The sequence below is a fragment of the Streptomyces sp. NPDC057697 genome (assembly GCF_042799335.1).
GTDB lineage: Bacteria > Actinomycetota > Actinomycetes > Streptomycetales > Streptomycetaceae > Streptomyces.
Map to the genome: position 1 here is coordinate 108516 of NZ_JBHVJA010000005.1, position 24819 is coordinate 133334.

General features: G+C 72.5%; 19 protein-coding genes and 1 riboswitch. Of the genes, 12 read left to right on the forward strand and 7 right to left on the reverse strand.

All coding sequences use genetic code 11. From position 1 onward, the window contains the following. Positions 1-24 precede the first annotated feature (24 nt). From ACFVFH_RS16010 to ACFVFH_RS16020, 3 genes are all read right to left on the reverse strand, one after another. Positions 25-708 carry a response regulator gene (locus ACFVFH_RS16010; RefSeq protein ID WP_383768256.1) on the reverse strand — a complete coding sequence of 228 codons (684 nt, stop codon included), beginning with the start codon at positions 706-708 and terminating at the stop codon, positions 25-27. Then, positions 705-2447: an ATP-binding protein gene (locus ACFVFH_RS16015; RefSeq protein WP_383768259.1), complete on the reverse strand. Its 1743-nt coding sequence runs from the start codon at positions 2445-2447 to the stop codon at positions 705-707. Before ACFVFH_RS16015 ends, ACFVFH_RS16010 begins: the two co-directional genes overlap by 4 nt. A 97-nt stretch (positions 2448-2544) precedes the next feature. Continuing rightward, positions 2545-3855 (reverse strand): citrate/2-methylcitrate synthase, encoded by a 1311-nt coding sequence (locus ACFVFH_RS16020; protein WP_383768262.1) that lies wholly within the window; start codon positions 3853-3855, stop codon positions 2545-2547. A gap of 118 nt (positions 3856-3973) precedes the next feature. Between ACFVFH_RS16020 and ACFVFH_RS16025 the strand changes: the two genes are divergently transcribed. Together ACFVFH_RS16025 and ACFVFH_RS16030 are read left to right on the forward strand one after the other, a co-directional pair. After that, positions 3974-5125 (forward strand): citrate synthase/methylcitrate synthase, encoded by a 1152-nt coding sequence (locus tag ACFVFH_RS16025; protein WP_383768265.1) that lies wholly within the window; start codon positions 3974-3976, stop codon positions 5123-5125. A gap of 21 nt (positions 5126-5146) precedes the next feature. Further along, on the forward strand, positions 5147-6256 hold the full coding sequence (locus ACFVFH_RS16030) for a CobW family GTP-binding protein (protein ID WP_383768268.1): 1110 nt from the start codon (positions 5147-5149) through the stop codon (positions 6254-6256). 30 nt (positions 6257-6286) lie between these two features. On the opposite strand, the gene ACFVFH_RS16035 is transcribed toward ACFVFH_RS16030, so the two are convergent. Next, on the reverse strand, positions 6287-8737 hold the full coding sequence (locus ACFVFH_RS16035; RefSeq protein WP_383768271.1) for a DNA topoisomerase (ATP-hydrolyzing) subunit A: 2451 nt from the start codon (positions 8735-8737) through the stop codon (positions 6287-6289). 270 nt (positions 8738-9007) lie between these two features. On the opposite strand from ACFVFH_RS16035, the gene ACFVFH_RS16040 reads away from it, so the two are divergent. The 4 genes from ACFVFH_RS16040 to ACFVFH_RS16055 all read left to right on the forward strand — a co-directional run bounded on the left by ACFVFH_RS16040 (position 9008) and on the right by ACFVFH_RS16055 (position 14134). Continuing rightward, on the forward strand, positions 9008-10390 hold the full coding sequence (locus tag ACFVFH_RS16040) for a M16 family metallopeptidase (RefSeq protein ID WP_383768274.1): 1383 nt from the start codon (positions 9008-9010) through the stop codon (positions 10388-10390). Between the two features lie 26 nt (positions 10391-10416). Then, the gene (locus tag ACFVFH_RS16045) at positions 10417-11799 is read left to right on the forward strand and encodes a M16 family metallopeptidase (RefSeq protein ID WP_383769028.1); all 1383 of its coding nucleotides are present in this window, start codon (positions 10417-10419) and stop codon (positions 11797-11799) included. Positions 11800-12231: 432 nt separating this feature from the next. Beyond that, positions 12232-12397, forward strand: a riboswitch (cyclic di-AMP (ydaO/yuaA leader). 13 nt (positions 12398-12410) lie between these two features. Then, complete coding sequence (locus tag ACFVFH_RS16050) at positions 12411-13214, forward strand: M23 family metallopeptidase (protein ID WP_383768277.1); 804 nt, start codon at positions 12411-12413, stop codon at positions 13212-13214. Positions 13215-13438: 224 nt separating this feature from the next. Beyond that, positions 13439-14134, forward strand: coding sequence for a GntR family transcriptional regulator (locus ACFVFH_RS16055; protein WP_383768280.1), 696 nt, complete (start codon positions 13439-13441; stop codon positions 14132-14134). A gap of 501 nt (positions 14135-14635) precedes the next feature. On the opposite strand, the gene ACFVFH_RS16060 is transcribed toward ACFVFH_RS16055, so the two are convergent. Next, entirely contained in the window at positions 14636-14917 is a 282-nt protein-coding gene (locus tag ACFVFH_RS16060; protein WP_012378711.1) for an HPr family phosphocarrier protein, read from the reverse strand. 173 nt (positions 14918-15090) lie between these two features. Here ACFVFH_RS16060 and ACFVFH_RS16065 point away from each other — a divergent pair, with 173 nt between their 5' ends. The 5 genes from ACFVFH_RS16065 (at position 15091) to ACFVFH_RS16085 (ending at position 21584) form a co-directional block, all read left to right on the forward strand. Continuing rightward, positions 15091-18075, forward strand: coding sequence for a GNAT family N-acetyltransferase (locus tag ACFVFH_RS16065; protein WP_383768284.1), 2985 nt, complete (start codon positions 15091-15093; stop codon positions 18073-18075). A gap of 104 nt (positions 18076-18179) precedes the next feature. Beyond that, a complete protein-coding gene (locus tag ACFVFH_RS16070) occupies positions 18180-18776 on the forward strand; it encodes a DUF5998 family protein (protein ID WP_353792714.1) in 597 nt (198 codons plus the stop codon). Continuing rightward, the gene (locus ACFVFH_RS16075; RefSeq protein WP_383768287.1) at positions 18776-19963 is read left to right on the forward strand and encodes an alkaline phosphatase family protein; all 1188 of its coding nucleotides are present in this window, start codon (positions 18776-18778) and stop codon (positions 19961-19963) included. Before ACFVFH_RS16070 ends, ACFVFH_RS16075 begins: the two co-directional genes overlap by 1 nt. A 54-nt stretch (positions 19964-20017) precedes the next feature. Further along, on the forward strand, positions 20018-20668 hold the full coding sequence (locus ACFVFH_RS16080) for a thymidine kinase (protein ID WP_383768290.1): 651 nt from the start codon (positions 20018-20020) through the stop codon (positions 20666-20668). 43 nt (positions 20669-20711) lie between these two features. After that, positions 20712-21584, forward strand: a complete 873-nt coding sequence (locus ACFVFH_RS16085; protein ID WP_383768293.1) for a PaaX family transcriptional regulator C-terminal domain-containing protein — start codon at positions 20712-20714, stop codon at positions 21582-21584. Between the two features lie 4 nt (positions 21585-21588). Here ACFVFH_RS16085 and ACFVFH_RS16090 read toward each other — a convergent pair whose 3' ends face one another. Further along, complete coding sequence (locus tag ACFVFH_RS16090) at positions 21589-22365, reverse strand: VOC family protein (RefSeq protein ID WP_383768296.1); 777 nt, start codon at positions 22363-22365, stop codon at positions 21589-21591. Between the two features lie 233 nt (positions 22366-22598). Between ACFVFH_RS16090 and ACFVFH_RS16095 the strand changes: the two genes are divergently transcribed. Beyond that, positions 22599-23426 carry a sulfurtransferase gene (locus ACFVFH_RS16095; protein WP_383768299.1) on the forward strand — a complete coding sequence of 276 codons (828 nt, stop codon included), beginning with the start codon at positions 22599-22601 and terminating at the stop codon, positions 23424-23426. Between the two features lie 119 nt (positions 23427-23545). On the opposite strand, the gene sepH is transcribed toward ACFVFH_RS16095, so the two are convergent. Next, a complete protein-coding gene (gene sepH / locus ACFVFH_RS16100) occupies positions 23546-24607 on the reverse strand; it encodes a septation protein SepH (RefSeq protein ID WP_383768302.1) in 1062 nt (353 codons plus the stop codon). Between the last annotated feature and the right edge of the window lie 212 nt (positions 24608-24819).

The following is a 24819-nucleotide window of genomic DNA, read 5'->3' on the forward strand; positions in this document are numbered from 1 at the left end:
GCCGGACGGGGCCGGTCAGGCCGATCAGGCCGGTCCGCCGGTGGACCAGGTGTAGCGGTGTTCCGGGCGGCCCGTCTCGCCGTAGCGCAGCGTCAGCCGCACCCTGCCCGTCCTCTCCAGCAGCTTCAGATAGCGCTGGGCCGTCTGCCTGCTCATGCCTGCGCTCTCCGCGATCTCCTGCGCGGAGAGCGGTCCGTCCGCGGTGCGGAGCGCCTGACGGACCAGTTCCGCCGTGGTCGGTGAGTGCCCCTTGGGCAGATCGGGTTCGCCCGCCGCCCACAGGGCGCCGAAGAGCCGGTCCACCTCACCCTGTTCGGCGTCGCCGCCGCGCTCCAGCGTGTGGCGCAGCGCCGCATACGCCTCCAGTTTGGTGCGCAGTCCCGCGTAGGTGAACGGCTTCACCAGATACTGCAGGGCGCCGTACCGCATGGCCTTCTGGACGGTGGCGACATCGCGCGCCGCCGTCACCATGATCACGTCGGTGTGGTGGCCGAGTCCACGCAGCTCCCGCACCAGGGTGAGGCCGTTGCGGTCGGGCATGTAGTGGTCCAGCAGCACCAGGTCCACGCGCCGGCTCTCGATCGTGGCGAGAGCCTCGGCGGCGGAGTGCGCCTGGGCGGCCACCCGGAATCCGGGCATCCTGGAGACATAGGCCGCATTGACCTTCGCGACCCGGATGTCGTCGTCCACGACCAGGACCTCGATCATTGAACTTCTCCCGCGATGCCGGTGTTCGATTCGGTCATGTCCGGTCCGGCACCCGTCGCCCGGGTGCCGGCCGTCCCGGGGCCCGCCGCTCCGGGTTCCGTCGGCACGGGTTCCGTCGGTACGGGGGCGGCAAGGGCCTCAGGCAGGACGACCGTGAACTCGGCGCCGCCGTCCGCGGCCCCGTCGACGGTGACCCTGCCACCCTGCCGTTCCGCCAGCCGCCGCACCAGGGCGAGGCCCAGACCGCGTCGGCCGTGCGCCGGTACCTCCTTCGTCGACCAGCCCTCCGTGAAGATCGATTCGCGGTGACCGGCCGGAACCCCGGGGCCGCTGTCGCGGACCCGGAGCACCACCGTACGGCCCTCGGCGCGTAGGCCCACCTCGACCAGGGCGCCATCCGCTCCGGCGGCCGCGTCCAGGGCGTTGTCCACGAGGTTGCCGACGATCGTGACCAGCCCGCGCGGGTCCACCAGCCGGTCCGGGAGCAGCGTCGCCGGGTCCATGCGCAGGGCGACACCGCGCTCCGCCGCCACCGTCGCCTTGCCGACCAGGAGCGCGGCCAGCAGGGGATCGCGCACCTTCTCGGTGACCTGCTCGGCGGTCGCCCGGTGCACGCCCACGATCTCGGTGACGTACTCCATGGCGTCCGCGTGCATGTCGAGTTCCAGCAGCCCCAGGAGCGTGTGCATCCGGTTGGCGTGCTCGTGGTCCTGGGCCCGCAGTGCGTCGATCAGGCCGCGCGTCGAGTCGAGTTCGCGGCCCAGGTGTTCGAGTTCGGTGCGGTCGCGGAGGGTGGCGACGGCGCCGCCGTCGTCGGTCGGCATCCTGTTGGCGAGCAGGACCCGGGTGCCCCGCACCGTCAGCAGATCGTCGCCGAGCACCCGGCCCGCCAGTACGTCGGCCGTCCGTCCCGCGCCGAGTACGGCGTCCAGCGGGCGGCCCGCGGCCTCGGGGCCGAGCCCGAGCAGCCGCTGGGCCTCGTCGTTCAGCAACCGGATCCTGCCCGTCCGGTCGAGCGCGACGACTCCCTCCCTGATGCCGTGCAGCATCGCCTCGCGCTCGGCCAGCAGCGCGGAGATGTCGGAGAAAGCGAGGTCGTGGGTCTGCCGCTGGAGGCGCCGGGAGATCAGACAGGCGGCCAGCGCACCGACGGCCAGCGCCCCGCCCGCGTAGGCGAACAGCCCGGGAATCGCGGCGAGGAGCCGGGCGCGGACACTGTCGTACGCGATACCGACGGAGACGGCGCCCACGATGTGCCGCTGCTCGTCGCGCAGCGGCACCTTCCCGCGGGCGGAGCGGCCGAGCGTCCCGCTGTCGATCTCCATGACGTTCCGGCCCGCGAGCGCGTCGCTCGGGTCGGTGGAGACGACCTTGCCGATCTCGTCGGCGTCGGTGTGCGACCAGCGCACCCCGCGCCGGTCCATGACGACGACGTACTCGGCCCCGGTGGCCCGTCTGACCCGCTCGGCCGCGGACTGCACGGGGCCGGTGGCGGACGGCGCCGTGGTGAGCAGCGACTCGGTGAGGTGCGGCTCGGCCGCAGTGCTCTGCGCGATCGCCAGGGCGCGGCGCATCGCCTGGTCGTCGAGCTGGGCGCTGAGCGGGGCCAGGAAGAGACCGGTGGCGAGCACGGTGACGCCGGTGGCGATGGCCAGCTGCATCAGCAGGACCTGGGAGAAGACCCGCCGCGGCCAGCCGAGTCGGCGTGCTCTTCCGGCGGTGGGCGGTGGGGCGCTCATCGTATGAACGGTAAAGGGCATTCCGGCTCTTTCCGAAATTCCCTCGCTCCGCCTCGCGCGGGAGCGGGCCCGGCCGGGTCCTGCCCGTCTCCGCCCGCTACCTCGGCGGCTCGCCCGGGGGAGCGGGGAGCGGTTGCGGGGGACGGGGGCCGCCGTACTGGCCGCTGGGGCGCATCCGTAGCGGCCGCTCCCCGTACTCCTCCAGGGCGTGGGCGATCCACCCGGCCGTGCGGGACACCGCGAAGACGGTCTCACCGGCCTCCGGCCGCATACCGCAGGAGACCGAGAGCACGGCGAGCGCCAGGTCGACATTGGCGTGCAGGGGCGCGTGCCGGGCCGTCGTGGTGACCACGTCGCGTGCCGCGGCGAGCGCCCCGGCCGCCCGGGGCATCCGCGCGAGCAGGGCGAACAGCGTGCGCGCCCGCGGATCCTCCGAGGTGTAGAGACGGTGGCCGAGTCCGGGCACCCTGCGTCCGGTACGGAGATGGTCGGCGACCACCGGGGCCGCGGAGCCCCGCTCCAGGACCTCGGTCAGCATCCGGTGCGCCAGTCCGCTCGCCGCCCCGTGCAGCGGGCCCTCCAGGACCCCGAGCCCGGCGGAGACCACCGCGTACGGATGGGCGCGGGCCGATGCGGCGACCCTGGCGGCCAGGGTCGACGCGGCGAGGTCGTGGTCGATCAGCAGGGCGAGGGCGGTGTCCAGCGCGGCGACGGACGGCTCGTCGGCCGGGCGGGCGGTGAGTTTCGGCCACAGCTGCCGGGCCAGTCCGGCGTCGCTCGCCTCCGGTGCCCCCTCGGCCGCCGACGGTCCGTCCGCGACCACGGGCAGCGCACCGACCAGGGTCGGGACGAGGCTCCGCGCCGCGGCGAGCACCGCCTCGCGCGCGAGGTCGAAGCGGAGCGGATCGGCGGTCGCCGCGGCGACCACCGCCACGCGCAACCGGTCCGTCGAGCCGCTGTGCGCGGGCAGCGCGTCGACCGCCCGGCGCGCCGCGGCGAGCGTCTCGGCCGGTGCCGCGAACCGGACCCCGGCGCGCAGCGTGCCGGTCCAGAGCCACTCGGCGACCTCCTCGTAGGTGTACCGCCGGGCCAGCTTGGTCGCGTCGACACCGCGGAAGTAGCAGTGGTCGTCCTCGATCAGCGTGATGCCGGTGCGGAAGACCAGGTCGCCGGGGGTCGGCGCGGCGGGGGTCCTGCGGCCGGTGCGCCGGGCCAGCGCCTCGATCTCCGCGGCGTCGAAGGTGCTGCCGCGGCCGCCCGGGGCGCGGTTGCTGCTCAGCTGGCCCCGGCTGACGTACGCGTAGACCGTCTCGGGCTTCACGCCGAGGCGTTGGGCCGCCTCCCGGGTGCTGAGCCGTCGTGGAACGTCCGCTTCCGGACCGCCGCCGGTTGCTGCTTGATCCTTCATGGAGCCACCGTATCCATATTGATTCAATCAACATTGACAGGATTGACATCAATCATGGAGGGTCGAAATCAATATGAAGAGCAGGGCCGGGACGCCCACGGAGGAAGAGATGCCGACCATGACCAGCAGCAGCCCGCTCGACGTACCCCGAGGTCTCGCGGGCGTCGTCGTCACCGACACGGCCCTCGGGGACGTCCGGGGCCGCGAGGGCTTCTACCACTACCGGCAGTACTCGGCGATCGAGCTGGCCCGGACCCGCAGCTTCGAGGACGTCTGGTACCTGATGACCGAGGGCGCCCTGCCCGACGCCGCGGCCCGTGCCGAATTCGCCGCCCGCACCGCCGCCCTGCGCCGGCTGCCCGCCGAGGTGCGTGAAGCGCTGCCCGCCATAGCGCGCGCCGGAGCCGCCTCCGGACCGCTGGCCGGTCTGCGCACCGCACTCTCGCTCCTCGGCGCCTCGGCCGGCTTCCGGCCGGTGTACGACCTGGACGCCGGCCGTCGCCGCGCCGACGCACTGGCCGCCTGCGCCGCCGTCCCCACCGTGCTCACCGCCCTTCACCGGCTCGGGCAGGGCCTCGAACCGGTCGAGCCGCGCGACGACCTGCCCCACGCGGCCAACTACCTCTACATGCTCACCGGCTCCGTACCGGACGACGCCCGCGTCAGGGCCGTGGAGCAGTACCTGATCTCCACCGTCGACCACGGGTTCAACGCCTCGACGTTCACCGGCCGCGTCGTCGCCTCCACCGGCGCCGATGTGGCGGCCTGCCTGGTGGCGGCCGTCGGCGCGCTCTCCGGACCGCTGCACGGCGGAGCGCCGAGCCGGGCCCTCGACACCCTGGACGCCATCGGCACCCCCGATCGCATCGACGGCTGGATCCGCGAACGCGTACTCGCGGGCGAGCGGATCATGGGATTCGGACACCCCGTCTACCGCACCGAGGACCCCCGCTCACGGCTGCTGCGCGGCATCGCCCAGGGCTTCGGCGGCCCCCTCGTCGACTTCGCCGTCGAGGTCGAGCGCCAGGTCGAGGCGATCCTCGCCGAGCTCAAGCCGGGCCGGGAGCTGCACACCAACGTGGAGTTCTACGCCGGAGTCGTCATGGAGCTGTGCGGGCTGCCGCGCGAGATGTTCACGCCGACGTTCTGCGCGGCGAGGGTGGTCGGCTGGAGCGCCAATATCCTGGAGCAGGCGGAGGACTCGAAGATCATCCGCCCGGCGGCCCGTTACGTCGGTACGCCCCCGCCGCAGCCGGTCCCCGTGCTCTGAGGTCCCCGAGAGAGGTCTCCGTTGAACCCGTCGTCCCCGCCCCGCAAGCAGCAGATCCCGGTCGTCGTCCTCGCGGGGTTCCTGGGATCGGGCAAGACGACGCTGCTGAACCACCTCCTCCGCAACCGGGCAGGGAACCGGATCGGCGTGATCGTCAATGACTTCGGCTCCATCGAGATCGACGCCATGACGGTCTCGGGGCAGGTCGGCTCCACGGTCTCGCTGGGCAACGGCTGCCTGTGCTGCGCGGTCGACGCGAGCGAACTCGACACCTTCCTGGAGACGCTGACCGGACCCGCCGCCCGCCTCGACGTGATCGTCATCGAGGCGAGCGGTCTGGCCGAACCGCAGGAACTCGTCCGCATGCTCCTGGCCAGCGAGAACCCGCACATCGTCTACGGGGGACTGGTGGAGGTCGTCGACGCCGCCGAGTTCGACGCCACCCGGGAACGCCATCCGGAGATCGACCGCCACCTCGCCGTCGCCGACCTCGTCGTACTGAACAAGACCGACCGGGTCGACGACGCGGAGCGGACCCGTATCCAGGAGGTCGTCGCCGGCACGGGTGCCTCCGGCGGCGGTGCGGCGGCCGTCATCTGCGCCAGCTACGGGCGTATCGACCCCGAGCTGCTCTTCGACCCGGCACTGCGGCCGGACAGCGAGGAGAAGGCGCGTCAGCTCACCTTCGAGGATCTGCTCCGGGCGGAGCGGGACGAGGGCGACTACGGGCACGCGCACCACCTCCACGCCGCGTACGACAGCGTCTCCTTCAGCTCGGACGTGCCCATGGACCCACGGCGGCTGATGGAATTCCTCGACTCCCGGCCGCAGGGCCTCTACCGGATCAAGGGGTTCGTCGACTTCGGCAGGGGCGACCGGGGCAACAAGTACGCCCTGCACGCGGTCGGCAGGTTCCTGCGGTTCGACCCGCAGCCCTGGAAGCGCGGCGAACCGCGCCGTACCCAACTGGTGCTGATCGGCTCGGGCCTCGCCCCGGAGGCCCTGGGCAAGGAGCTGGCCGACTGCCGCGACAGCACCGCACCCGGCCCGGACACGACGCAGGACGCCGCACACGAGCGAAGCATGTGGGGCGTCCTGCGGTACGTACAACGGTCCGGCGACGAGGCGTAGCGCGCGGCCACGCCCCGCCCGGACGACCGGCTACACCGGCCCGGCGACCACCGCGACCGGCTTGGCCAGCGGCGTACCCGAACCGTCGCGCCGCGGGTCGGGCTCGGGCAGCTCGCTCGGCGTGCCGTTCCGCTGCGCGGCGCGGGCGGGCGTCTCACCGGCCCAGCCGAACACCAGGACGTCCTCGCCCTTGAGGAACCGCTGGCAGCGCACCCCACCGGTGGCCCGGCCCTTGCGCGGGTACTGGTCGAAGGGGGTGAGCTTGCACGTCAGCACCGAGTCGTCCAGCGTGCCGTGCGAGCCCGCGACCGTGAACACCACCGCGTCCGCCGCCGGATCCACCACGGTGAACGAGATCACCTCGGCGTCCCCGGCGAGCTTCACCCCGGCCATGCCACCGGCCGGCCGGCCCTGCGGCCGCACCTGCGCCGCCGGATAGCGCAGCAACTGCGCGTCGGAGGTGATGAAGACCAGATCCTCCTCGCCGGTCCGCAGCTCCGCGGCGCCGACGATCCGGTCACCGTCCTTGAGGGCGATGACCTCCAGCTCGTCCTTGTTGGCCGGGTAGTCGGGCACCACCCGCTTGACGACCCCCTGGAGGGTGCCGACCGCCAGACCGGGGGAGGACTCGTCGAGCGTGGTGAGGCAGACGACGGACTCGTCGCCCTCCAGCGTGAGGAACTCGGCGACCATCGCCCCGCCCGACAGATTGGGCGCCGCGTGGGTGTCCGGAAGCTGGGGCAGATCGATCACCGCGAGCCGCAGCAGCCGGCCCGTCGACGTCACCACGCCCACATCGCCGCGGGCCGTCGCAGGCACGGCCGAGACGATCACGTCGTGCTTGGCACGCTTGGCGTCCTCGGCGAACACGATCGGCTCGTCATTGGCCGTGCGGGCCAGCAGACCGGTCGAGGACAGCAGCACCCGGCACGGGTCGTCCGCGACCTCCAGCGGCACCGAGGCGACCTGCGCACCGGCCGACTCCAGCAGCACCGTACGCCGGTCGGTACCGAACTTCTTGGCGACCGCAGCCAGTTCGGAGGAGACGAGCTTGCGCAGCTCGGCGTCCGATTCGAGGATGGCGGTCAGCGCGTCGATCTCGCCGTTGAGCCGGTCCCGCTCGCTCTCCAGCTCGATCCGGTCGAACCGGGTCAGCCGACGCAGCGGGGTGTCCAGGATGTACTGCGTCTGGATCTCGCTCAGCGAGAAGCGCTCGATGAGCCGCTCCTTCGCCTGCGCCGAATTGTCACTGGACCGGATGATCCGGATGACCTCGTCGATGTCGATCAGCGCGACGAGCAGGCCCTCGACCAGATGCAGCCGGTCGCGGCGCTTGCCCCGGCGGAACTCGCTGCGCCGGCGCACCACGTCGAAGCGGTGGTCGAGATAGACCTCCAGGAGCTCCTTGAGCCCCAGCGTGAGCGGCTGCCCGTCGACCAGCGCCACGTTGTTGATGCCGAAGGACTCCTCCATCGGCGTGAGCTTGTAGAGCTGCTCCAGGACGGCCTCCGGCACGAAGCCGTTCTTCACCTCGATGACCAGACGAAGGCCGTGCTCGCGGTCGGTCAGGTCCTTCACGTCCGCGATGCCCTGGAGCTTCTTCGCCGAGACCAGGTCCTTGATCTTGGCGATCACCTTCTCCGGACCGACGGTGAACGGCAGTTCGGTGACGACCAGGCCCTTGCGGCGGGCCGTCACGTTCTCCACCGAGACGGTCGCGCGGATCTTGAACGTGCCACGCCCGCGGGCGTAGGCGTCCTTGATGCCGCCCAGGCCCACGATCCGGCCACCGGTGGGCAGATCGGGACCCGGCACGAACCGCATCAGGGTCTCCAGGTCCGCGCCCGGATGCTTGATCAGATGACGGGCGGCGGCGATGACCTCGCCCAGATTGTGCGGCGGCATGTTCGTCGCCATGCCGACCGCGATCCCGGACGACCCGTTGACCAGGAGGTTCGGGTACGCGGCGGGGAGAACGGTCGGCTCCGTCTCCTGGCCGTCGTAATTCGACTGGAAAGCGACGGTGTCCTCGTCGATCGACTCCGTCATCAGCGACGTCGCGTCGGCCATCCGGCACTCGGTGTACCGCATGGCGGCCGGCGGGTCGTCGTTTCCGAGCGAGCCGAAGTTTCCGTGGCCGTCGACCAGGGGGAGGCGCATGGAGAACGGCTGCGCCAGACGGACCAGCGCGTCGTAGATCGACGCGTCTCCGTGCGGGTGCAGCTTACCCATGACCTCGCCGACCACGCGGGCGCACTTCACGAAGCCGCGGTCGGGGCGCAGGCCCATCTCGTTCATCTGGTAGACGATGCGGCGGTGCACCGGCTTCATGCCGTCGCGGGCGTCGGGCAGGGCCCGCGAGTAGATCACCGAATACGCGTACTCGAGGAAGGAGCCCTGCATTTCGTCGACGACGTCGATGTCGAGGATCTTCTCCTCGAAGTCGTCCGGCGGCGGGGTCTTCGTGCTGCGGCGGGCCATCGCTGCTGCGACTCCTTCACGGATTCTGTTCGGGCAACCTCAGGTTCTGACGCGGACCATTGTGGACCGCCGCGCTGACATCGCCGACCTCGACCCGTCCCAAAGGGCGTTCCCGGCCCCGGTCGGGCCGGTTTCCCGGCCGGTCGCGCGGGGCGTGCGCCCCCCTTTCCCGCGAACTTCCGCCGTACGGGAACTTCGCCAGGTGTCCGTCCGCTTGCTTAAAGTGGCAGGTCTCGCAGGAAATCCAGTATCGCGATCGAAGGGACGTACATGCCCATGGGTCACACGGCCACCGCTCAGGCCGGCTCCGGCGGCTTGACAGCGACCGAGCACCGCCTGGCCAACGGCCTGCGCGTGGTGCTCTCCGAGGACCATCTGACCCCGGTCGCCGCGGTCTGCCTCTGGTACGACGTCGGCTCGCGCCACGAGGTCGAGGGGCGCACCGGCCTGGCTCACCTCTTCGAGCACCTGATGTTCCAGGGCTCCGGCCAGGTCAAGGGGAACGGCCACTTCGAGCTGGTGCAGGGGGCGGGCGGTTCGCTCAACGGCACCACCAGCTTCGAGCGCACCAACTACTTCGAGACCATGCCCACGCACCAGCTGGAGCTGGCGCTGTGGCTCGAAGCCGACCGCATGGGCTCGCTGCTCGCCGCGCTCGACGAAGAGTCCATGGAGAACCAGCGCGACGTCGTCAAGAACGAGCGCCGCCAGCGCTACGACAACGTCCCCTACGGCACGGCGTTCGAGAAGCTGACGGCGCTGGCCTACCCCGAGGGCCACCCGTACCACCACACCCCGATCGGCTCGATGGCCGACCTGGACGCCGCGACCCTGGAGGACGCCCGCACCTTCTTCCGTACGTACTACGCGCCCAACAACGCGGTGCTCTCGGTCGTCGGCGACATCGACCCCGAGCAGACCCTCGCCTGGATCGAGAAGTACTTCGGCTCCATCCCGTCCCACGACGGCAAGCAGCCGCCGCGCGACGGCGCGCTCCCCGAGATCATCGGCGGGCAGCTGCGCGAGGAGGTGCGCGAGGAGGTTCCGGCGCGGGCGCTGATGGCCGCCTACCGGCTGCCGCACGACGGCACCCGCGAGTGCGACGCGGCGGACCTCGCGCTGACCGTGCTCGGCGGCGGCGAGTCCTCGCGGCTGCACAACCGCCTGGTCCGCCGTGACCGTACGGCCGTGGCGGCCGGGTTCGGGCTGCTGCGGCTGGCCGGTGCGCCCTCGCTCGGCTGGCTGGACGTCAAGACGTCCGGCGGCGTGGAGGTGCCGGAGATCGAGGCCGCGGTCGACGAGGAGCTCGCCCGGTTCGCCGCCGAGGGCCCCACGCCCGAGGAAATGGAGCGCGCGCAGGCCCAGTTGGAGCGCGAGTGGCTGGACCGGCTCGGCACGGTCGCCGGTCGCGCCGACGAACTGTGCCGGTTCGCCGTGCTGTTCGGTGACCCGCAGCTCGCGCTGACCGCCGTGCGGCGGGTGCTCGACGTCACCGCGGAGGAGGTCCAGGCCGTCGCCAAGGCCCAGCTGCGCCCCGACAACCGGGCGGTGCTGGTCTACGAGCCGGTCGAACCGGCCGAGCCCGCGGACGCGGCGGACACCGACGAGACCGACGCCGACGAGACCGACGCGCACGAAGGAGCGGGCAAGTGACCGACGCTGCCGCGACTGGAGTTTCGATGCAGTACCACCCGCAGCCCGCCCCCGGCGCCGCCCGGCCCTGGGCCTTCCCCGCGCCGGACCGGGGCGCCCTGCCCAACGGACTCACGGTGCTGCGCTGCCACCGCCCCGGCCAGCAGGTCGTGGCCGTCGAGATCTTCCTCGACGCTCCGCTGGACGCCGAGCCCGAGGGCCTGGACGGTGTGGCCACGATCATGTCGCGGGCGCTGTCCGAGGGCACCGACAAGCACACCGCCGAGGAGTTCGCCGCCGAGCTGGAGCGCTGCGGCGCCACCCTCGACGCGCACGCCGACCACCCGGGCGTCCGGGTCTCCCTGGAGGTCCCCGCCTCCCGGCTGGCCAAGGCGCTCGGTCTGGTCGCCGAGGCGCTGCGGGCGCCCGCCTTCGCCGACAGCGAGATCGAGCGGCTGGTGAGCAACCGGCTCGACGAGATCCCGCACGAGCAGGCCAACCCGGCCCGGCGTGCCGCCAAGCAGCTCTCCAAGGAGCTCTTCCCGGCCACGTCGCGGATGTCACGTCCGCGCCAGGGCACCGAGGAGACGGTGGAGCGCATCGACTCGGCGGCCGTGCGCGCCTTCTTCGACGCCCATGTACGGCCGTCCGCGGCGACCGCCGTCGTCGTGGGCGACCTCACCGGCATCGACCTGGACGCCCTGCTCGCCGACACCCTCGGCGACTGGTCGGGCGAGGCCGCCGAGTCCCGTCCCGCCCCGCCGATCACCGCCGACGACACCGGGCGCGTGGTGATCGTCGACCGGCCGGGCGCGGTGCAGACGCAGCTGCTGATCGGCCGGATCGGTGCCGACCGCCACGACAGCGTGTGGCCGGCCCAGGTGCTCGGCACGTACTGCCTGGGCGGCACGCTCACCTCCCGCCTGGACCGTGTGCTGCGCGAGGAGAAGGGCTACACCTACGGCGTGCGGGCCTTCGCCCAGGTGCTGAGGTCGTCGGCCCCGGACTCCGCCTCGGGTGCGACCGGCGCCGCGATGCTGGCCATCAGCGGTTCGGTGGACACGGAGTCCACCGGACCGGCGCTCAAGGACCTGTGGACGGTCCTGCGGACGCTGGCGGCCGAGGGCCTGACCGACGAGGAGCGCGAGACGGCCGTGCAGAACCTCGTGGGTGTCGCACCCCTGAAGTTCGAGACGGCGGCCTCGGTCGCGGGCACCCTCGCCGACCAGGTCGAGCAGCACCTCCCGGACGACTACCAGGCACAGCTGTACGCCCGGCTCGCGGAGACCGGCACGGTCGAGGCGACCGCCGCGGTGGTCAACGCCTTCCCGGGCGACCGGCTGGTCACGATCCTCGTCGGTGACGCGGCGCGGATCGAGGAGCCGGTCCGGGCCCTGGGCATCGGGGACGTCTCGGTGGTCACGGGCTGACGGTCCGGACGCTGACGGCCGGGACGGCGGACGACCGAGCGGACGGGGGACTGGACGGGGGAGCGGGTGGGCCGAGTGCCGGACCGGCCCAGCACCGGGACGGCGAGCACCGGACCACCGGCCGGCCGTCCCGCCGCCGCCGGTTCCGCCGTCCGGCAGATCAGTGGACCGGCCCTCCTGTCCGGAAGGTCGGTGAACCGGTCCCGTTCCGCTCCGAAGTCCAGACATACCGGTGCAGAGTGGAAGAAAAGGGAAGGTCCTGGCAGGCGAGGCGCCGCCAGGGCCTTCCCTTTTGTCCGTTCTGATGGGGAGGTTGCCTGTCTGCCCTGTGGGATGTACTACAAATCGGCCTGTCCGTTTGGTGAATGAAAGTGGCCCCGCTTAGCGTCGGCTCGGCTGTCCGCCACTCGTATGCCGCATCCGCGACGTACCGGACAGTCATCGCCGAGTCCCCGTCAGGCGCGAGCCTGGGGAGCCGGGGACCCACGCAGTCCCTGGGGTGAATCGGACGCCCGCCCTCGACGGGGCCGGGGCGTCCGTAGGAGACCTTCCTGCTCCGAACCCGTCAGCTAACCCGGTAGGCGAGAAGGAAGGAAAGGATCAGCCACTTCATGGCGTTCACCCGTGCCACCGGGAAGCACCGTGCCGCGAGCCGACTGACGCGCAGGAGCGCGAAGGTCGTGGGCGTCGCGGCTCTGGCCACCACCGGCGTCATCGGCGGCCTGGCCTCTCCGGCCCTCGCCGCGGACTCCGAGGGCGCCACTTTGGGCGACACCGGTCTCGGCCAGGTCATCGCCATCGACGAGACGCTCGCCGAGCGGATCGACGCCCAGGCCGACGCACAGCAGCACCAGGCCGACGCCGCGGCGAAGGCGAAGGCGGAGGCCCGGCACAAGGCGGAGGCCAGGAAGAAGGCCGAGGCGAAGGCCAGGGCCGAGGCGCAGCGAGCGGCCGAGGCCCGAGCCGCGAAGGTGCGCGCCGCACGGTCCGCCGAGCGCGCCCGGCTGGGCTCCTTCCAGCTTCCGGTCGCCGGTTCGTACATCAGCACCGGATACAAGTCCAGCGGCTCGCTCTGGTCCTCCGGCAGCCACTCGGGCGTCGACTTCCACGCCGCGTCCGGCAGCTCCGTCGTCGCGGTCGGCGCCGGTACGGTCGTCGAGGCCGGCTGGGGCGGCGCGTACGGCAACAACATCGTGCTCCGGATGACGGACGGCACGTACACGCAGTACGGCCACCTCTCCTCGATCGGCGTCTCCGTGGGCCAGAGCGTCGGCGCGGGGCAGCAGATCGCCCTCTCCGGCTCGACCGGCAACTCCACCGGCCCGCACCTCCATTTCGAGGCCCGCACGACCCCGTCGTACGGCTCCGACATCGACCCGGTCGCGTATCTGCGCGCCCACGGCGTCAACGTCTGACCGACCCCGCGTCGCAGTACCTCGCCGAAGGCCCCGGATTCATGCCGGGGCCTTCGGCATGTTCGCCACGCGCCCCGGTCCCCGTCCGTCCGCCCAACCGCCCCGTGGCCAGAAGATATTCATGAATTCCCGCCCGGCATCGGAAATGCCGCCCTATTGTCATAGAGTCGCGGAACAGATGTCGGCCGTCCGCGTTCAGCGGGGATCGAGGCGGAGGTTCGGGTATGCGCATTCCGGCGCAATCGGTATGCACGGCAATACGCGATGACATCGTCTCCGGTGTCTTCGAATGCGGCAGCCGTCTCACGGAGGAACTGCTGGCCCGCCGTTACGGGGTCTCCCGCGTCCCGGTGAGGGAAGCGCTGCGCACCCTGGAATCCGAGGGCTTCGTGGTCACCCGCCGGCACGCGGGTGCCTGTGTCGCCGAGCCCACCGAGCGGGAGGCGGCCGATCTCCTGGAGGTCCGGCTGCTGCTGGAGCCGCTGGGCGCCGCGCGCGCCGCACAACGCCGCACCGAGGCACACCTCAAGGTGCTGCGCGGGCTCGTCAGGCTGGGCCGGGACCGGGCCGCGCGGGGCGAGGGCGAGGACCTGCGCTCACTGGGCGGCTGGTTCCACGAGACGCTGGCGCAGGCCTCCGGCAGCCCCGGTCTGATCGCCCTGCTCACCCAGCTGCGCCACAAGACCGCCTGGATGTACGTGGTCGACCGGCCGGTCCGGCCGGTGGAGTCCTGGGCCGAGCGCGGGGCCATCGTGGACGCGGTGGCGCGCGGCGACGCGGAGAAGGCCAGGGCGCTGGCCGCCCATCACGCCGAGCGGGCCGCGGCCGCGCACCGGCTGCGCCGGCCCTCCACCGCTTCCCGGTCCGGCCGGGTGAGGCCCTCGCAACATTCTGTAAACACCGCAGGCGCCCAGCATTAACAATCACGCTTTAGAAATGTGATGTGGCGATCCGCGTGACATCGCGATCCACGCGAGAGGGCATTCAGTACGGCATCGCATTCAGTGGGAAGTCGCACTGAGTGGGATGCCGCATTGAGCGCATTGAGTGTGACGACGTATGGAGTGTGGTGCCGAAATCGTCAATGACGTCGACATCAGCAACGTCGTCATGAGCGACATCGCAATCGAGCGACGCACTCATCGAGCGACGCAGTAATCGAGCGGCGCGGAAATCGACGTGGCATCGCACACGGAGACGGCCGCACGCGGAGACGGCCGTGCGCGGAGACGGCCGCACGCGGAGCCATAGATTTCGTGGGGCGCCGTTCTGCCTGCGCCGGACGGCGCAGGCGCGCCGGCACGCGCGGCGCGGACAAGCGGACAAGGGGGGGCGTGGCGGGGCCGAAGGGCCGCGGTCGCACGAGAGAGCCGCGGCACCGGTTCGGACGGGTGGCCGCGGCTCTCTGCGGGAAGCGTGTTTCAGACGGTCTCCGGAAGCTCCTCAAGCCCCTCGGCGACCAGCTTCGCCAGGCGGTCCAGCGCGGCCTCGGCGTCGTCGGCCTCGGACGCGAGCACGATCTCCTCGCCGCCCTGCGCGCCGAGACCGAGGACCGCGAGCATGGAGGCGGCGTTCACCGGGTTGCCGTCGGCCTTGGCGATCGTCACGGGGACGCCGGAAGCCGTGGCGGCACGGACGAAGATGGAAGCGGGGCGGGCGTGCAGGCCCTCGGCCCAACCGACGTTGACGCGGCGCTCAGCCATGGTTCTGCCCTTCACGAATCAACAGTTGTCTAGACCAGTCTCTCACGCGGTGCGCAGTGCTCCGGCCGACCGGTGAACACCCCGCGAACGCCCGGTGCACCGCCGATCGGCCCTCTCAGACTGCCCCGGCCCCGGGGCCTACGCGACCGCTGACGGAGCCGTAGTCTTTGCCCATGGAGCACGTGCCCGAGCAGAGCCCGCATCATGCTTATCCCGACCACTGGGAAGCGGACGTGGTGCTCCGCGACGGAGGCACCGCGCGCATCCGGCCCATCACCACGGACGATGCCGAACGGCTGGTCAGCTTCTACGAGCAGGTCTCCGACGAGTCGAAGTACTACCGGTTCTTCGCGCCCTACCCCCGGCTCTCCGACCGGGACGTGCACCGCTTCACCCATCACGACTACGTCGACCGGGTGGGACTCGCCGTCACGGTCGGCGGCGAGTTCATCGCGACCGTCCGCTACGACCGGATCGACGAGCGCGGCAGGCCCGCCTCCGCGCCCGCCGACGAGGCCGAGGTCGCCTTCCTCGTCCAGGACGCGCACCAGGGCCGGGGCGTGGCCTCGGCGCTGCTCGAACACATCGCGGCCGTCGCCCGCGAGCGCGGCATCCGGCGCTTCGCCGCCGAGGTGCTGCCCGCCAACAACAAGATGATCAAGGTGTTCCGGGATGCCGGATACACCCAGCAGCGCAGCTTCGAGGACGGCTCCGTCCATCTCACCCTGGACCTCGAACCGACCGCCGAGTCCCTCGCCGTCCAGCGCGGCCGGGAGCAGCGGGCCGAGGCGCGCTCCGTGCAGCGCCTGCTGGCCCCCGGTTCCGTCGCCGTCATCGGCGTCGGCCGGACCCCCGGCGGCGTCGGCCGCACGGTCCTGCGCAACCTCCTCGGCGCAGGCTTCACCGGCCGCGCCTACGCCGTGAACCGCGCGTTCGCCGCCGACCAGGCCACCATCGACGGCGTCCCCGCCCACCGCTCGATCGGCGAGATCGGCGAACCGGTCGACCTCGCGGTCGTCGCCGTCCCCGCCGACCGGGTCCCGGAGGCCGTCGCGGACTGCGGCGAGCAGGGCGTCCAGGGCCTGGTCGTCCTCTCGGCCGGATACGCCGAATGGGGCGCCGAGGGCAGGGAGCGGCAACGTGAACTGGTCCGCCAGGCCCGCTCGTACGGAATGCGGATCATCGGCCCGAACGCCTTCGGTCTCATCAACAACGCGGAAACGGTCCGGCTGAACGCCTCACTGGCCCCCGAGCCGCCCGCCCCCGGGCGCATCGGCCTCTTCACCCAGTCCGGAGCGATCGGCATCGCGCTGCTCTCCGGGCTGTACCGGCGCGGTGCGGGCCTGTCCACCTTCATCTCCGCGGGCAACCGCGCCGACATCTCGGGCAACGACTTCCTCCAGTACTGGTACGAGGACCCCGACACCGATGTCGCCCTGCTGTACCTCGAATCGATCGGCAACCCCCGCAAGTTCACCCGCCTCGCGCGACGCACCGCGGCCGTCAAGCCGGTGGTGGTGGTCAAGGGGGCCCGGCACAGCGGCTCCACCCCGCCCGGCCACGCCGTGCCGGTCAGCCGGATCCCCGACGCGACGGTCTCGGCGCTCATGCGGCAGGCGGGCGTGATCCAGGTCGACACGGTGACGGAGATGGTCGACGCCGGGCTCCTGCTCGCCGACCAGCCGCTGCCGGCCGGCCCCCGGGTCGCGATCCTCGGCAACTCCGAATCGCTCGGCCTCCTCACGTACGACGCCTGCCTCGCCGAGGGGCTGCGCCCGCGCCCGCCCCTCGACCTGACCACGGCCGCCACCCCGCAGGACTTCAGGAACGCCCTGGCCGAGGCGCTCGCCGACGACGGCTGCGACGCGGTGGTCGTGACGGCGATCCCGTGGGTCGGCGAGGACGGCGAGGCGGAAGCGGGTGACGGCGAGGTGCTCGCCGCCGCGCTGCACACGGCCGCCGCCGCGGGTCCGGCCAAGCCGGTGGCCGTCGTGCACGTCGAGATCGGCGGGCTGGCGGAGGCCCTGGCCGCGGCCACCAGCACGGTCGCGCAGCCGCGCCCCCCGGCGCAGCCCTCCCCGGCCGCGGCCGCCACGCGCACCGGAGCCACCACCCCCGACCGGAACCCGGCGACCCCCCGCACCGATGCGGACGGCACCAGCACCACCCCGGCCACCAGCACCACCGACGCCATCACCGCCACCAGCACCGCCACCGACGCCGTCACCACCAGCACCACCAGCACCACCACCGACAACGCCCCCGGCACCGGCACCGGCGCCGGCCGGATCCCCGCCTACCCCGCAGCCGAACGGGCGGTGCGCGCCCTGGCCGAAGCGGTGCGGTACGCGCAGTGGCGACGCCAGGCCGCCGTGCCCGGCAAGGTGCCCGAGTTCCTCGACGACACCATCGACGAGCCGGGAGCCGCCCGCCTCATCGACAGCCTCCTCGGCCCCGACCCCGACCCGCGCGGCCGGCCGCTCGCCCACGAGGAGGCCCGCGAACTCCTCGGCCGCTACGGCATCACCGTACGGCCGACGCTTCCGGCGCCCGATCCGGACGCCGCCGTCGCCGCCGCGGCCCGGCTCGGCTATCCCGTGGCGCTCAAGACCACCGCGCCCCATCTGCGCCACCGGGCCGACCTGGGCGGGGTCCGGCTGGATCTCGCCAACGAGTCCGCGCTGCGTCGGGCGTACGGCGAGCTGACCGAACTGCTCGGCAGGCCCGCCGAACTCCAGCCCGTCGTGCAGGCCATGGCGCCGCGCGGAGTCGACACCGTCGTACGGGCCGCGATCGACCCGGCGGCGGGCGCCGTTCTCTCCTTCGGCCTCGCGGGCGCGCCCTCCGAACTGCTGGGCGACACCGCCCACCGCCTCGTCCCGGCCACCGACCGCGACGCCGCCGAACTGATCAGGTCCATCCGGGCGGCCCCGGTGCTGTTCGGCTGGCGCGGTGCGGCGCCCGTCGACACCACGGCCCTCGAAGAGCTGCTGCTCCGGGTCTCCCGGCTGGTCGACGACCACCCCGAGGTGGTCTCCATCGCCCTGGAACCGGTCGTGGTCGCCCCCCAGGGGCTGACCGTCCTCGGCGCGAGCGTCCGCCTCTCGCCGCCCCCGGCCCGCACCGATCTCGGCCCCCGCCGCCTCCCCAACTACTGACCCCGGCGACACCGGGGCCCCCGCCGCCGTCCCGCCCCGCGGTCACGGTCCGCCCCGCCGCGCGACGTCCCCGGCAGTCATCCGCCCCCCGTAGGATGGTCCTCATGGCTAAGACCGGTACGACGACCCAGGGGCTGCGCGCGGCGATCGAGCGCAGTGGCTACTACCCGGCCCTCGTGGCCGAGGCGGTGGAGGCCGCCGTGGGCGGTGAGCCGGTCGCTTCGTACCTGGTGCACCAGGAGACCACCTTCGACTCCAACGAGGTGCGCCGCCACGTCACGGTCCTGGTCCTGACGGACACGCGCTTCATCGTCAGCCACACCGACGAGCAGAACGCCGACACCAGCTCCCCGACCCCGTACGCCACCACCTCCACGGAGTCGGTCAAGCTCGACCGGATCTCCTCGGTCGTGGTCAGCCGCGTCGTGGCCAACCCCGAGAAGTACGTGCCGGGCACGCTGCCGCGCGAGGTCGTCCTCACCATCGGCTGGGGCGCGGTCTCCCGGATCGACCTGGAGCCCGCCGCCTGCGGCGACCCCAACTGCGAGGCCGACCACGGCTACACCGGCAACTCCACCGCCGACGACCTGAGCCTGCGGGTCAGCGAGGCCGGTGACGGTCCGGACACCGTGCGCCAGACCCTGGCCTTCGCCCAGTCGCTCTCCGAGGCCACGGCCGCGACCGCGGCGACCGGCCGCTGATGGCGCAGCCGGCCTGGCAGGAGCCCGATCCGCTCGCCGTCGAGAGCGCCCCGGTCCCGGAGTACGGCGGCGGATCGCTCGCCGACCTGCTGCCCACGCTCGTCGCCGGGCAGGGCGTGCCCGGCTTCGCCGCGGCGATCCCCGAGCTCACCCCCGCCGACCGGAACTGCGTGTTCCTGATCGACGGCCTGGGCTGGGAGCAGATCAAGGCCCACCCCGACGAGGCACCGTTTCTGCACTCCCTGCTTCCCACCTCGCGCGGCGGCACCGGCCGTCCGATCACGGCGGGCTTCCCGGCCACCACGGCGACCTCCCTGGCCTCCGTGGGCACCGGTCTGCCGCCCGGCGAGCACGGCCTTCCCGGCTACTCCGCACGCAATCCGGAGACCGGCGAGCTGATGAACCAGCTCCGCTGGAAGCCCTGGACCTCCCCGAAGGCCTGGCAGCCGTACCCCACCGTCTTCGCGCGCGCCGACGCCGCGGGCGTGCGTACCGCCCAGGTCTCCGCCCCCGCCTTCGAGGTGACCCCGCTCACCAAGGTCGCGCTCAGCGGCGGCTCGTTCCTGGGCCGGCTCTCCGGCGAGGAGCGGATGGACACCGCCGCCGAACGGCTCGCGGCGGGCGACCGCTCGCTCGTCTACACGTACTACAGCGAGGTCGACGGCAAGGGCCACCGCTTCGGCGTCGACTCCGACGCCTGGCGCGGTCAGCTGATGTACGTGGACGGGCTGGCCCGGCGCCTGGCCGAACAGCTCCCGCCCCGCTCGGCGCTGTACATCACCGCCGACCACGGCATGATCGACATCCCGTTCGACGAGCAGTCCCGGATCGACTTCGACGAGGACTGGGAGCTGCGCGCGGGCGTCGCCCTGCTCGCCGGAGAGGGCCGGGCCCGCCATGTGTACGCGGTCCCGGGAGCCGAGAACGACGTGCTGACCGTCTGGCGCGAGGTGCTCGGCGAGCAGTTCTGGGTGGCGGGCCGGGACGAGGCGATCGCGGCCGGCTGGTTCGGGCCGAAGGTCGACGAACGCGTGTACGGCAGGATCGGTGACGTCGTCGCGGCCGCCCACGACGAGGTGGCGATCACCGCCTCCGTCCAGGAGCCGCACGAGTCCGCGATGGTGGGTCTGCACGGCTCGATGACCCCCGTCGAGCAGCTGGTCCCGCTCCTCGAAGTACGCTCGTGACCGCGTTTTCCCCGTCCGCCACCGCTGCCCCGCCCGAAAGGTCCTCAACCCCTCATGTCCGAGCTTGTGTTCTTCTCCGGAACGATGGACTGCGGAAAGAGCACGCTGGCGCTGCAGATCGGCCACAACCGTTCGGCACGCGGCCTGCAAGGCGTGATCTTCACCCGTGACGACCGGGCGGGGGAGGGCAAGCTCTCCTCGCGTCTGGGCCTGGTCACCGAGGCCGTCGAGGCCGACGAGGGCATGGACCTGTACGCCCACCTCGTCGACCGGATAAGCCGGGGCGGCCGGGCGGACTATGTGATCGTGGACGAGGCGCAGTTCCTGGCCCCCGTCCAGATCGACCAGCTCGCCCGGATCGTCGACGACCTCGACCTCGACGTCTTCGCGTTCGGCATCACCACCGACTTCCGGACCAAGCTGTTCCCCGGCTCCCAGCGGCTGATCGAGCTCGCCGACCGGGTCGAGACGCTCCAGGTCGAGGCGCTCTGCTGGTGCGGCGCACGAGCCACGCACAACGCCCGCACGGTCGGTGGCCAGATGGTCGTCGAAGGCGCCCAGGTGGTCGTCGGCGACGTCAACCAGCAGGCGGGCGAGGTCGGTTACGAGGTGCTGTGCCGACGCCACCACCAGCGCAGGACCACCAGCGCGAGCGCCAGGGCAGCCGCCCTCTCGCCGGACGTACTGCCCGTCTCCTCCCCCTGAGCCACCCCGGCGGCGCCTGCGCGGGGCTGCTTAGGATGACGCTGTGAACACGGTGAGCGGAGCAGAGGACGGCTCGGGACCGGGCCCGCTGGGCAAGGTGCAGCCCCGGCAGCTGATCGTGACCGTCTACGGGCTGTACGCCCGTGACACCGACGGCTGGATGTCGGTCGCCTCGCTGATCCAGCTGCTCGCCGACCTCGACATCGAGGCCCCGACCGTACGCTCCAGCGTCTCCCGGCTGAAGCGGGCCGGGCTGCTGGAGGCCCAGTCGGTCGCCGGCGCGGCCGGGTACCGGATCTCGCCCGAGACGGAGAGGATCCTGCGCGACGGCGATCCGCGCATCTTCTCGGCCCGGCGGGCCACCGTGGACGAGGGCTGGGTGCTGGTCGTCTTCTCGGTGCCCGAGTCCGAGCGGGCCAGACGGCACACCCTGCGCACCCAGCTGACCCGGCTCGGCTTCGGCTCGGTGTCCGCCGGGGTGTGGATCGCCCCGGGACATGTGCACGGCGAGGCGGAGTCCATGCTGGCCAGACACGGGCTGCGGGCGTACGCCGACCTCTTCCGGGCCGGCTATCTCTCGGCCGGCGGAGGCGGCGGCGAGGAACTCGCCGCGAAGGTCCGCTCCTGGTGGGACACCGAACGGCTGGAGCGGCTGTACGCCGAATTCCTCGCCGCGCACGGTCCGGTGGCCGAGCGGATCGCGAACGGCGCCCCGGTGACGGACCGCCAGGCGTTCACCGCGTACATCGGGGTGCTCACCGACTGGCGCAGGCTCGTCTACCTCGATCCCGGCCTCGCGCGTGAGCTGCTCCCCGACGCCTGGAGCGGAACGCACGCCTCCGAGCTCTTCGACGAGATGCACGCCCGGCTGGCCGGACCCGCCCGCAGGCACGTCGCGCGGGTCCGGGCGCGCTGAGGGCTCAGCGGCCGGCCGACCGCACGATGGTGAACGCCGCCCCCTCCGGGTCGGCCACGGTCGCCACCCGGCCGCCCGCCCCCTCGCGGGGCGGTTGCAGGATGTATCCGCCGAGCTCCACCACGCGCCGCGCCGACTCGTCGGTGTCCAAGACCTCGAAGTACGTCATCCAGTGCGGGCCCCGGTCGCGCGGCAGGGCATGGCCGACGCCGTGCAGCGAGGCCACCGGACGGCCCGCCAGATGCAGGGTCTGGTAGTCGAAGTCGGCCGAGACGACCGCCTCCGCCTCGTAGCCGAAGACCGTCTGGTAGAACTTGCAGACCGTCGCGGTCTCACGGGTCACCAGCTCGTTCCAGGCCGGTGTGCCGGGAGCCCCGGCGAGCGCCGTGCCGACATGGGCGGCGGCCTGCCAGATCCCGAAGACCGCACCACTGGGGTCGGAGGCGATGGCGAGCCGCCCCGCCTCGCCCGCGTCGAGCGGGCCCACGGCGACCGTGCCGCCGCAGGACCGGATCGTCTCCGCCGTGAGGTCCGCGTCGTCGGTGGCCATATAGGTCGTCCAGGCGACCGGAAGATGCCGGTCGGGCGGCAGCTGTCCGATGCCCGCCACCACCTTTCCGTCGATCAGCGCCCGGACGTACGGACCCAGTTGGTCAGGACCCGGCACGAATTCCCAGCCGAACAGATCGGCGTAGAAGTCCTGGGTGGTGCTCAGGCCATGCACGATCAGACTCACCCAGCAAGGTGTTCCGGGCGTACGCGGCGTGGCAGCCTCGGTCATCGTCACTCTCTCCTCGGACCATCGGGGTGGCCGTACGGGGGGAACGGGGCCGGCGTGCCGCCATGCGGTACGGGATGTGTACGCCCCGTGCAGATGTTTGCACCACCCGGCGTGCGAAGTGCTCCGGCCGCGCCGCACTTTCCGGGATCTCGACCGAGGGAGGCCGAATCGAGGCGGTACACCCGTTTCGAAGGTGCTACGGGTGGGGCGGCTCCTGCGCGAGGATGGCACCCATGAAGCCCATCATCACCGCATCCGAATACGCGAGCGAGTCGGCGGGGCCACGTCCGCCGGTGCTCCTGGACGTACGTTGGCAACTGGGTGGCCCGCACGGGCGGCCCGACTACGAGGCCGGACACCTCCCCGGCGCGGTCTTCGTCGACCTGGACGCGGAACTCGCCGGTCCGGCGGGCAGCGGTGGCCGCCATCCCCTGCCCGATCCCGAGGAGTTCGGGGCGGTGATGCGCCGGGCCGGGGTTTCCCAGGACACCCCGGTGGTCGTGTACGACGGCGGCCAGGGCTGGGCGGCGGCGCGCGCCTGGTGGCTGCTGCGCTGGACGGGCCACGAGAACGTCCGGGTCCTCGACGGCGGTCTCGCCGCCTGGCCGGGGGAGCTCCAGAAGGAGGTCCCGGCCCCGGCCGAGGGCGACTTCCGGCCCGTCCCCGGCGCACTTCCGCTGCTGGACGCGGACGGGGCGGCGGCGCTGGCCCGCTCGGGTCTGCTGCTCGACGCCCGAGCCGCCGAGCGCTACCGGGGCGATGTGGAGCCGATCGACCGGGTGGGCGGGCACATCCCGGGCGCCGTCTCGGCCCCGACCTCCGGGAACACGGGGGAGGACGGGCGGTTCCTGGACGCGGAGGCGCTGGCGGCCCGCTTCGAGGGGCTCGGCGCGGGCCGGGCGGGGGAGGTCGGTGTCTACTGCGGCTCCGGGGTCTCCGGCGCCCATGAGGTGCTGGCCCTGGCCGTCGCGGGTATCCCGGCGGCGCTGTACGCGGGCTCCTGGTCCGAGTGGTCCGGCGACGCGTCCCGCCCGGTGGCCACGGGGCCCGAGCCCCAGTAATCGCGCGGGCGCCGGATCCGGCAGCGCCCGGCCCCGTAAGCGCGAGGCGCGCCGGACGCGCACGGCACGAGGGCCCGTACGCGGTGGCGTACAGGCCCTCGTCATGCCGCGGTCACCGCTCAGTCCTGCTTCTTGCGGCGGGTACCGAAGACGATCTCGTCCCAGGTCGGTACGGCGGCCCGGCGGCCGGGCCGGACGCCGTCCGCCTCGGCCTGACGGTCCGTCGTACCGGTCAGCCGGTCGCGATGACCGGCCACCGCACGCGGCATCAGCACATCCGCGTAGGCGGAACCCGCGGAGGCCGCCGCGGCCGAGGACTCGTCGGCCTCCGGCTCCTGCGCGGCGGGCTCGATCGCGGGCGGCTCCGGCGGAGCCGGGCGTTCCGGCACCACCATGTCGCCGCGGAAGCTCGGCACCGCTTCCAGCAGGCTGGTCAGCGAATCGCGCTCACCGGCGGAGACGGAGGCGATGTGCTCCTCCGGCTCGGGCGGGGGCGGCGGGGCCGTGGGCCGTTCGATCTGGCGGTCCAGGGCACGGTCCAGCGGCCGGTCGCGCGGCAGCCGGGCGATCCGGGGCACGAACGGGAAGCTCGGCTCGGGCGCGGCGACGTCGTCGGTCTCGCCGATCAGCGAGCGCGCCTCGTCGTCCACGGCCTGGACCAGGCGGCGCGGCGCGTCGTACGTCCAGCTCGCCGAATGGGGCTCGCCCGCGACCCGGTACACCAGGAGGACCTCCCAGGTGCCGTCGTCCCGGCGCCAGGAGTCCCACTGGACGGTCTCCTTGTCGGCGCCGCGCAGCAGCAGGCGTTCCTGCACCGCCTCGCCGAGCTGGGGACCGGTGTTCTCGCCGGGACGGCGCACGGGGGTCTTCCGGGCCCGCTCGGCCATGAAGGCGCGCTCCGCGAGCACGGGGCCCTCGAAGCGGCGGACGCGGTCGACGGGGATCCCAGCGAACTGGGCGACCTCCTCCGCGGAGGCGCCGGCTCGTATCCGAGCCTGGATGTCGCGGGGGCGGAGGTGGCTCTCCACCTCGATCTCGATCTGGCCGAGCCGTGCGCGGTCGTTGCGCACCGCGGCGCGCAGCCGCTCGTCGATGGGAAGCGTGTACTCCGTGCTGTCCGCAGCCTTGAGCACCAGTCGTGTGCCGTCGTTGGAGACGGCCACGACACGCAGTTCGGGCATGGGGACCTCCCGGGTGGTGCCTGCCGACGTCACGTGCGTCGCTGCTTCCGCTAGTCGAGTGTGGCCTGCCCGGGTGCAGCCTGCCACAACATTGCCGTGTTGCCCGGCGTGTCGGGTGTGAGCCCTTGATCGCCGGTATGACACGGTGACCTATTCTGCAACAGAAAGTGACCGCTGGTCACCTCTTGTAGCCAGTCCCCGTGCGATGCCGT

Excerpts from the sequence above, each read along its gene's own strand:
- ACFVFH_RS16010 (WP_383768256.1), bottom strand. The coding sequence starts at position 708 with ATGATCGAGGTCCTGGTCGTGGACGACGACATCCGGGTCGCGAAGGTC.
- ACFVFH_RS16015 (WP_383768259.1), bottom strand. The coding sequence starts at position 2,447 with ATGAGCGCCCCACCGCCCACCGCCGGAAGAGCACGCCGACTCGGCTGG.
- ACFVFH_RS16020 (WP_383768262.1), bottom strand. The coding sequence starts at position 3,855 with ATGAAGGATCAAGCAGCAACCGGCGGCGGTCCGGAAGCGGACGTTCCA.
- ACFVFH_RS16025 (WP_383768265.1), top strand. The coding sequence starts at position 3,974 with ATGACCAGCAGCAGCCCGCTCGACGTACCCCGAGGTCTCGCGGGCGTC.
- ACFVFH_RS16035 (WP_383768271.1), bottom strand. The coding sequence starts at position 8,737 with ATGGCCCGCCGCAGCACGAAGACCCCGCCGCCGGACGACTTCGAGGAG.
- ACFVFH_RS16040 (WP_383768274.1), top strand. The coding sequence starts at position 9,008 with ATGCCCATGGGTCACACGGCCACCGCTCAGGCCGGCTCCGGCGGCTTG.
- ACFVFH_RS16045 (WP_383769028.1), top strand. The coding sequence starts at position 10,417 with ATGCAGTACCACCCGCAGCCCGCCCCCGGCGCCGCCCGGCCCTGGGCC.
- ACFVFH_RS16050 (WP_383768277.1), top strand. The coding sequence starts at position 12,411 with ATGGCGTTCACCCGTGCCACCGGGAAGCACCGTGCCGCGAGCCGACTG.
- ACFVFH_RS16055 (WP_383768280.1), top strand. The coding sequence starts at position 13,439 with ATGCGCATTCCGGCGCAATCGGTATGCACGGCAATACGCGATGACATC.
- ACFVFH_RS16060 (WP_012378711.1), bottom strand. The coding sequence starts at position 14,917 with ATGGCTGAGCGCCGCGTCAACGTCGGTTGGGCCGAGGGCCTGCACGCC.
- ACFVFH_RS16065 (WP_383768284.1), top strand. The coding sequence starts at position 15,091 with ATGGAGCACGTGCCCGAGCAGAGCCCGCATCATGCTTATCCCGACCAC.
- ACFVFH_RS16070 (WP_353792714.1), top strand. The coding sequence starts at position 18,180 with ATGGCTAAGACCGGTACGACGACCCAGGGGCTGCGCGCGGCGATCGAG.
- ACFVFH_RS16075 (WP_383768287.1), top strand. The coding sequence starts at position 18,776 with ATGGCGCAGCCGGCCTGGCAGGAGCCCGATCCGCTCGCCGTCGAGAGC.
- ACFVFH_RS16080 (WP_383768290.1), top strand. The coding sequence starts at position 20,018 with ATGTCCGAGCTTGTGTTCTTCTCCGGAACGATGGACTGCGGAAAGAGC.
- ACFVFH_RS16090 (WP_383768296.1), bottom strand. The coding sequence starts at position 22,365 with ATGACCGAGGCTGCCACGCCGCGTACGCCCGGAACACCTTGCTGGGTG.
- ACFVFH_RS16095 (WP_383768299.1), top strand. The coding sequence starts at position 22,599 with ATGAAGCCCATCATCACCGCATCCGAATACGCGAGCGAGTCGGCGGGG.
- sepH (WP_383768302.1), bottom strand. The coding sequence starts at position 24,607 with ATGCCCGAACTGCGTGTCGTGGCCGTCTCCAACGACGGCACACGACTG.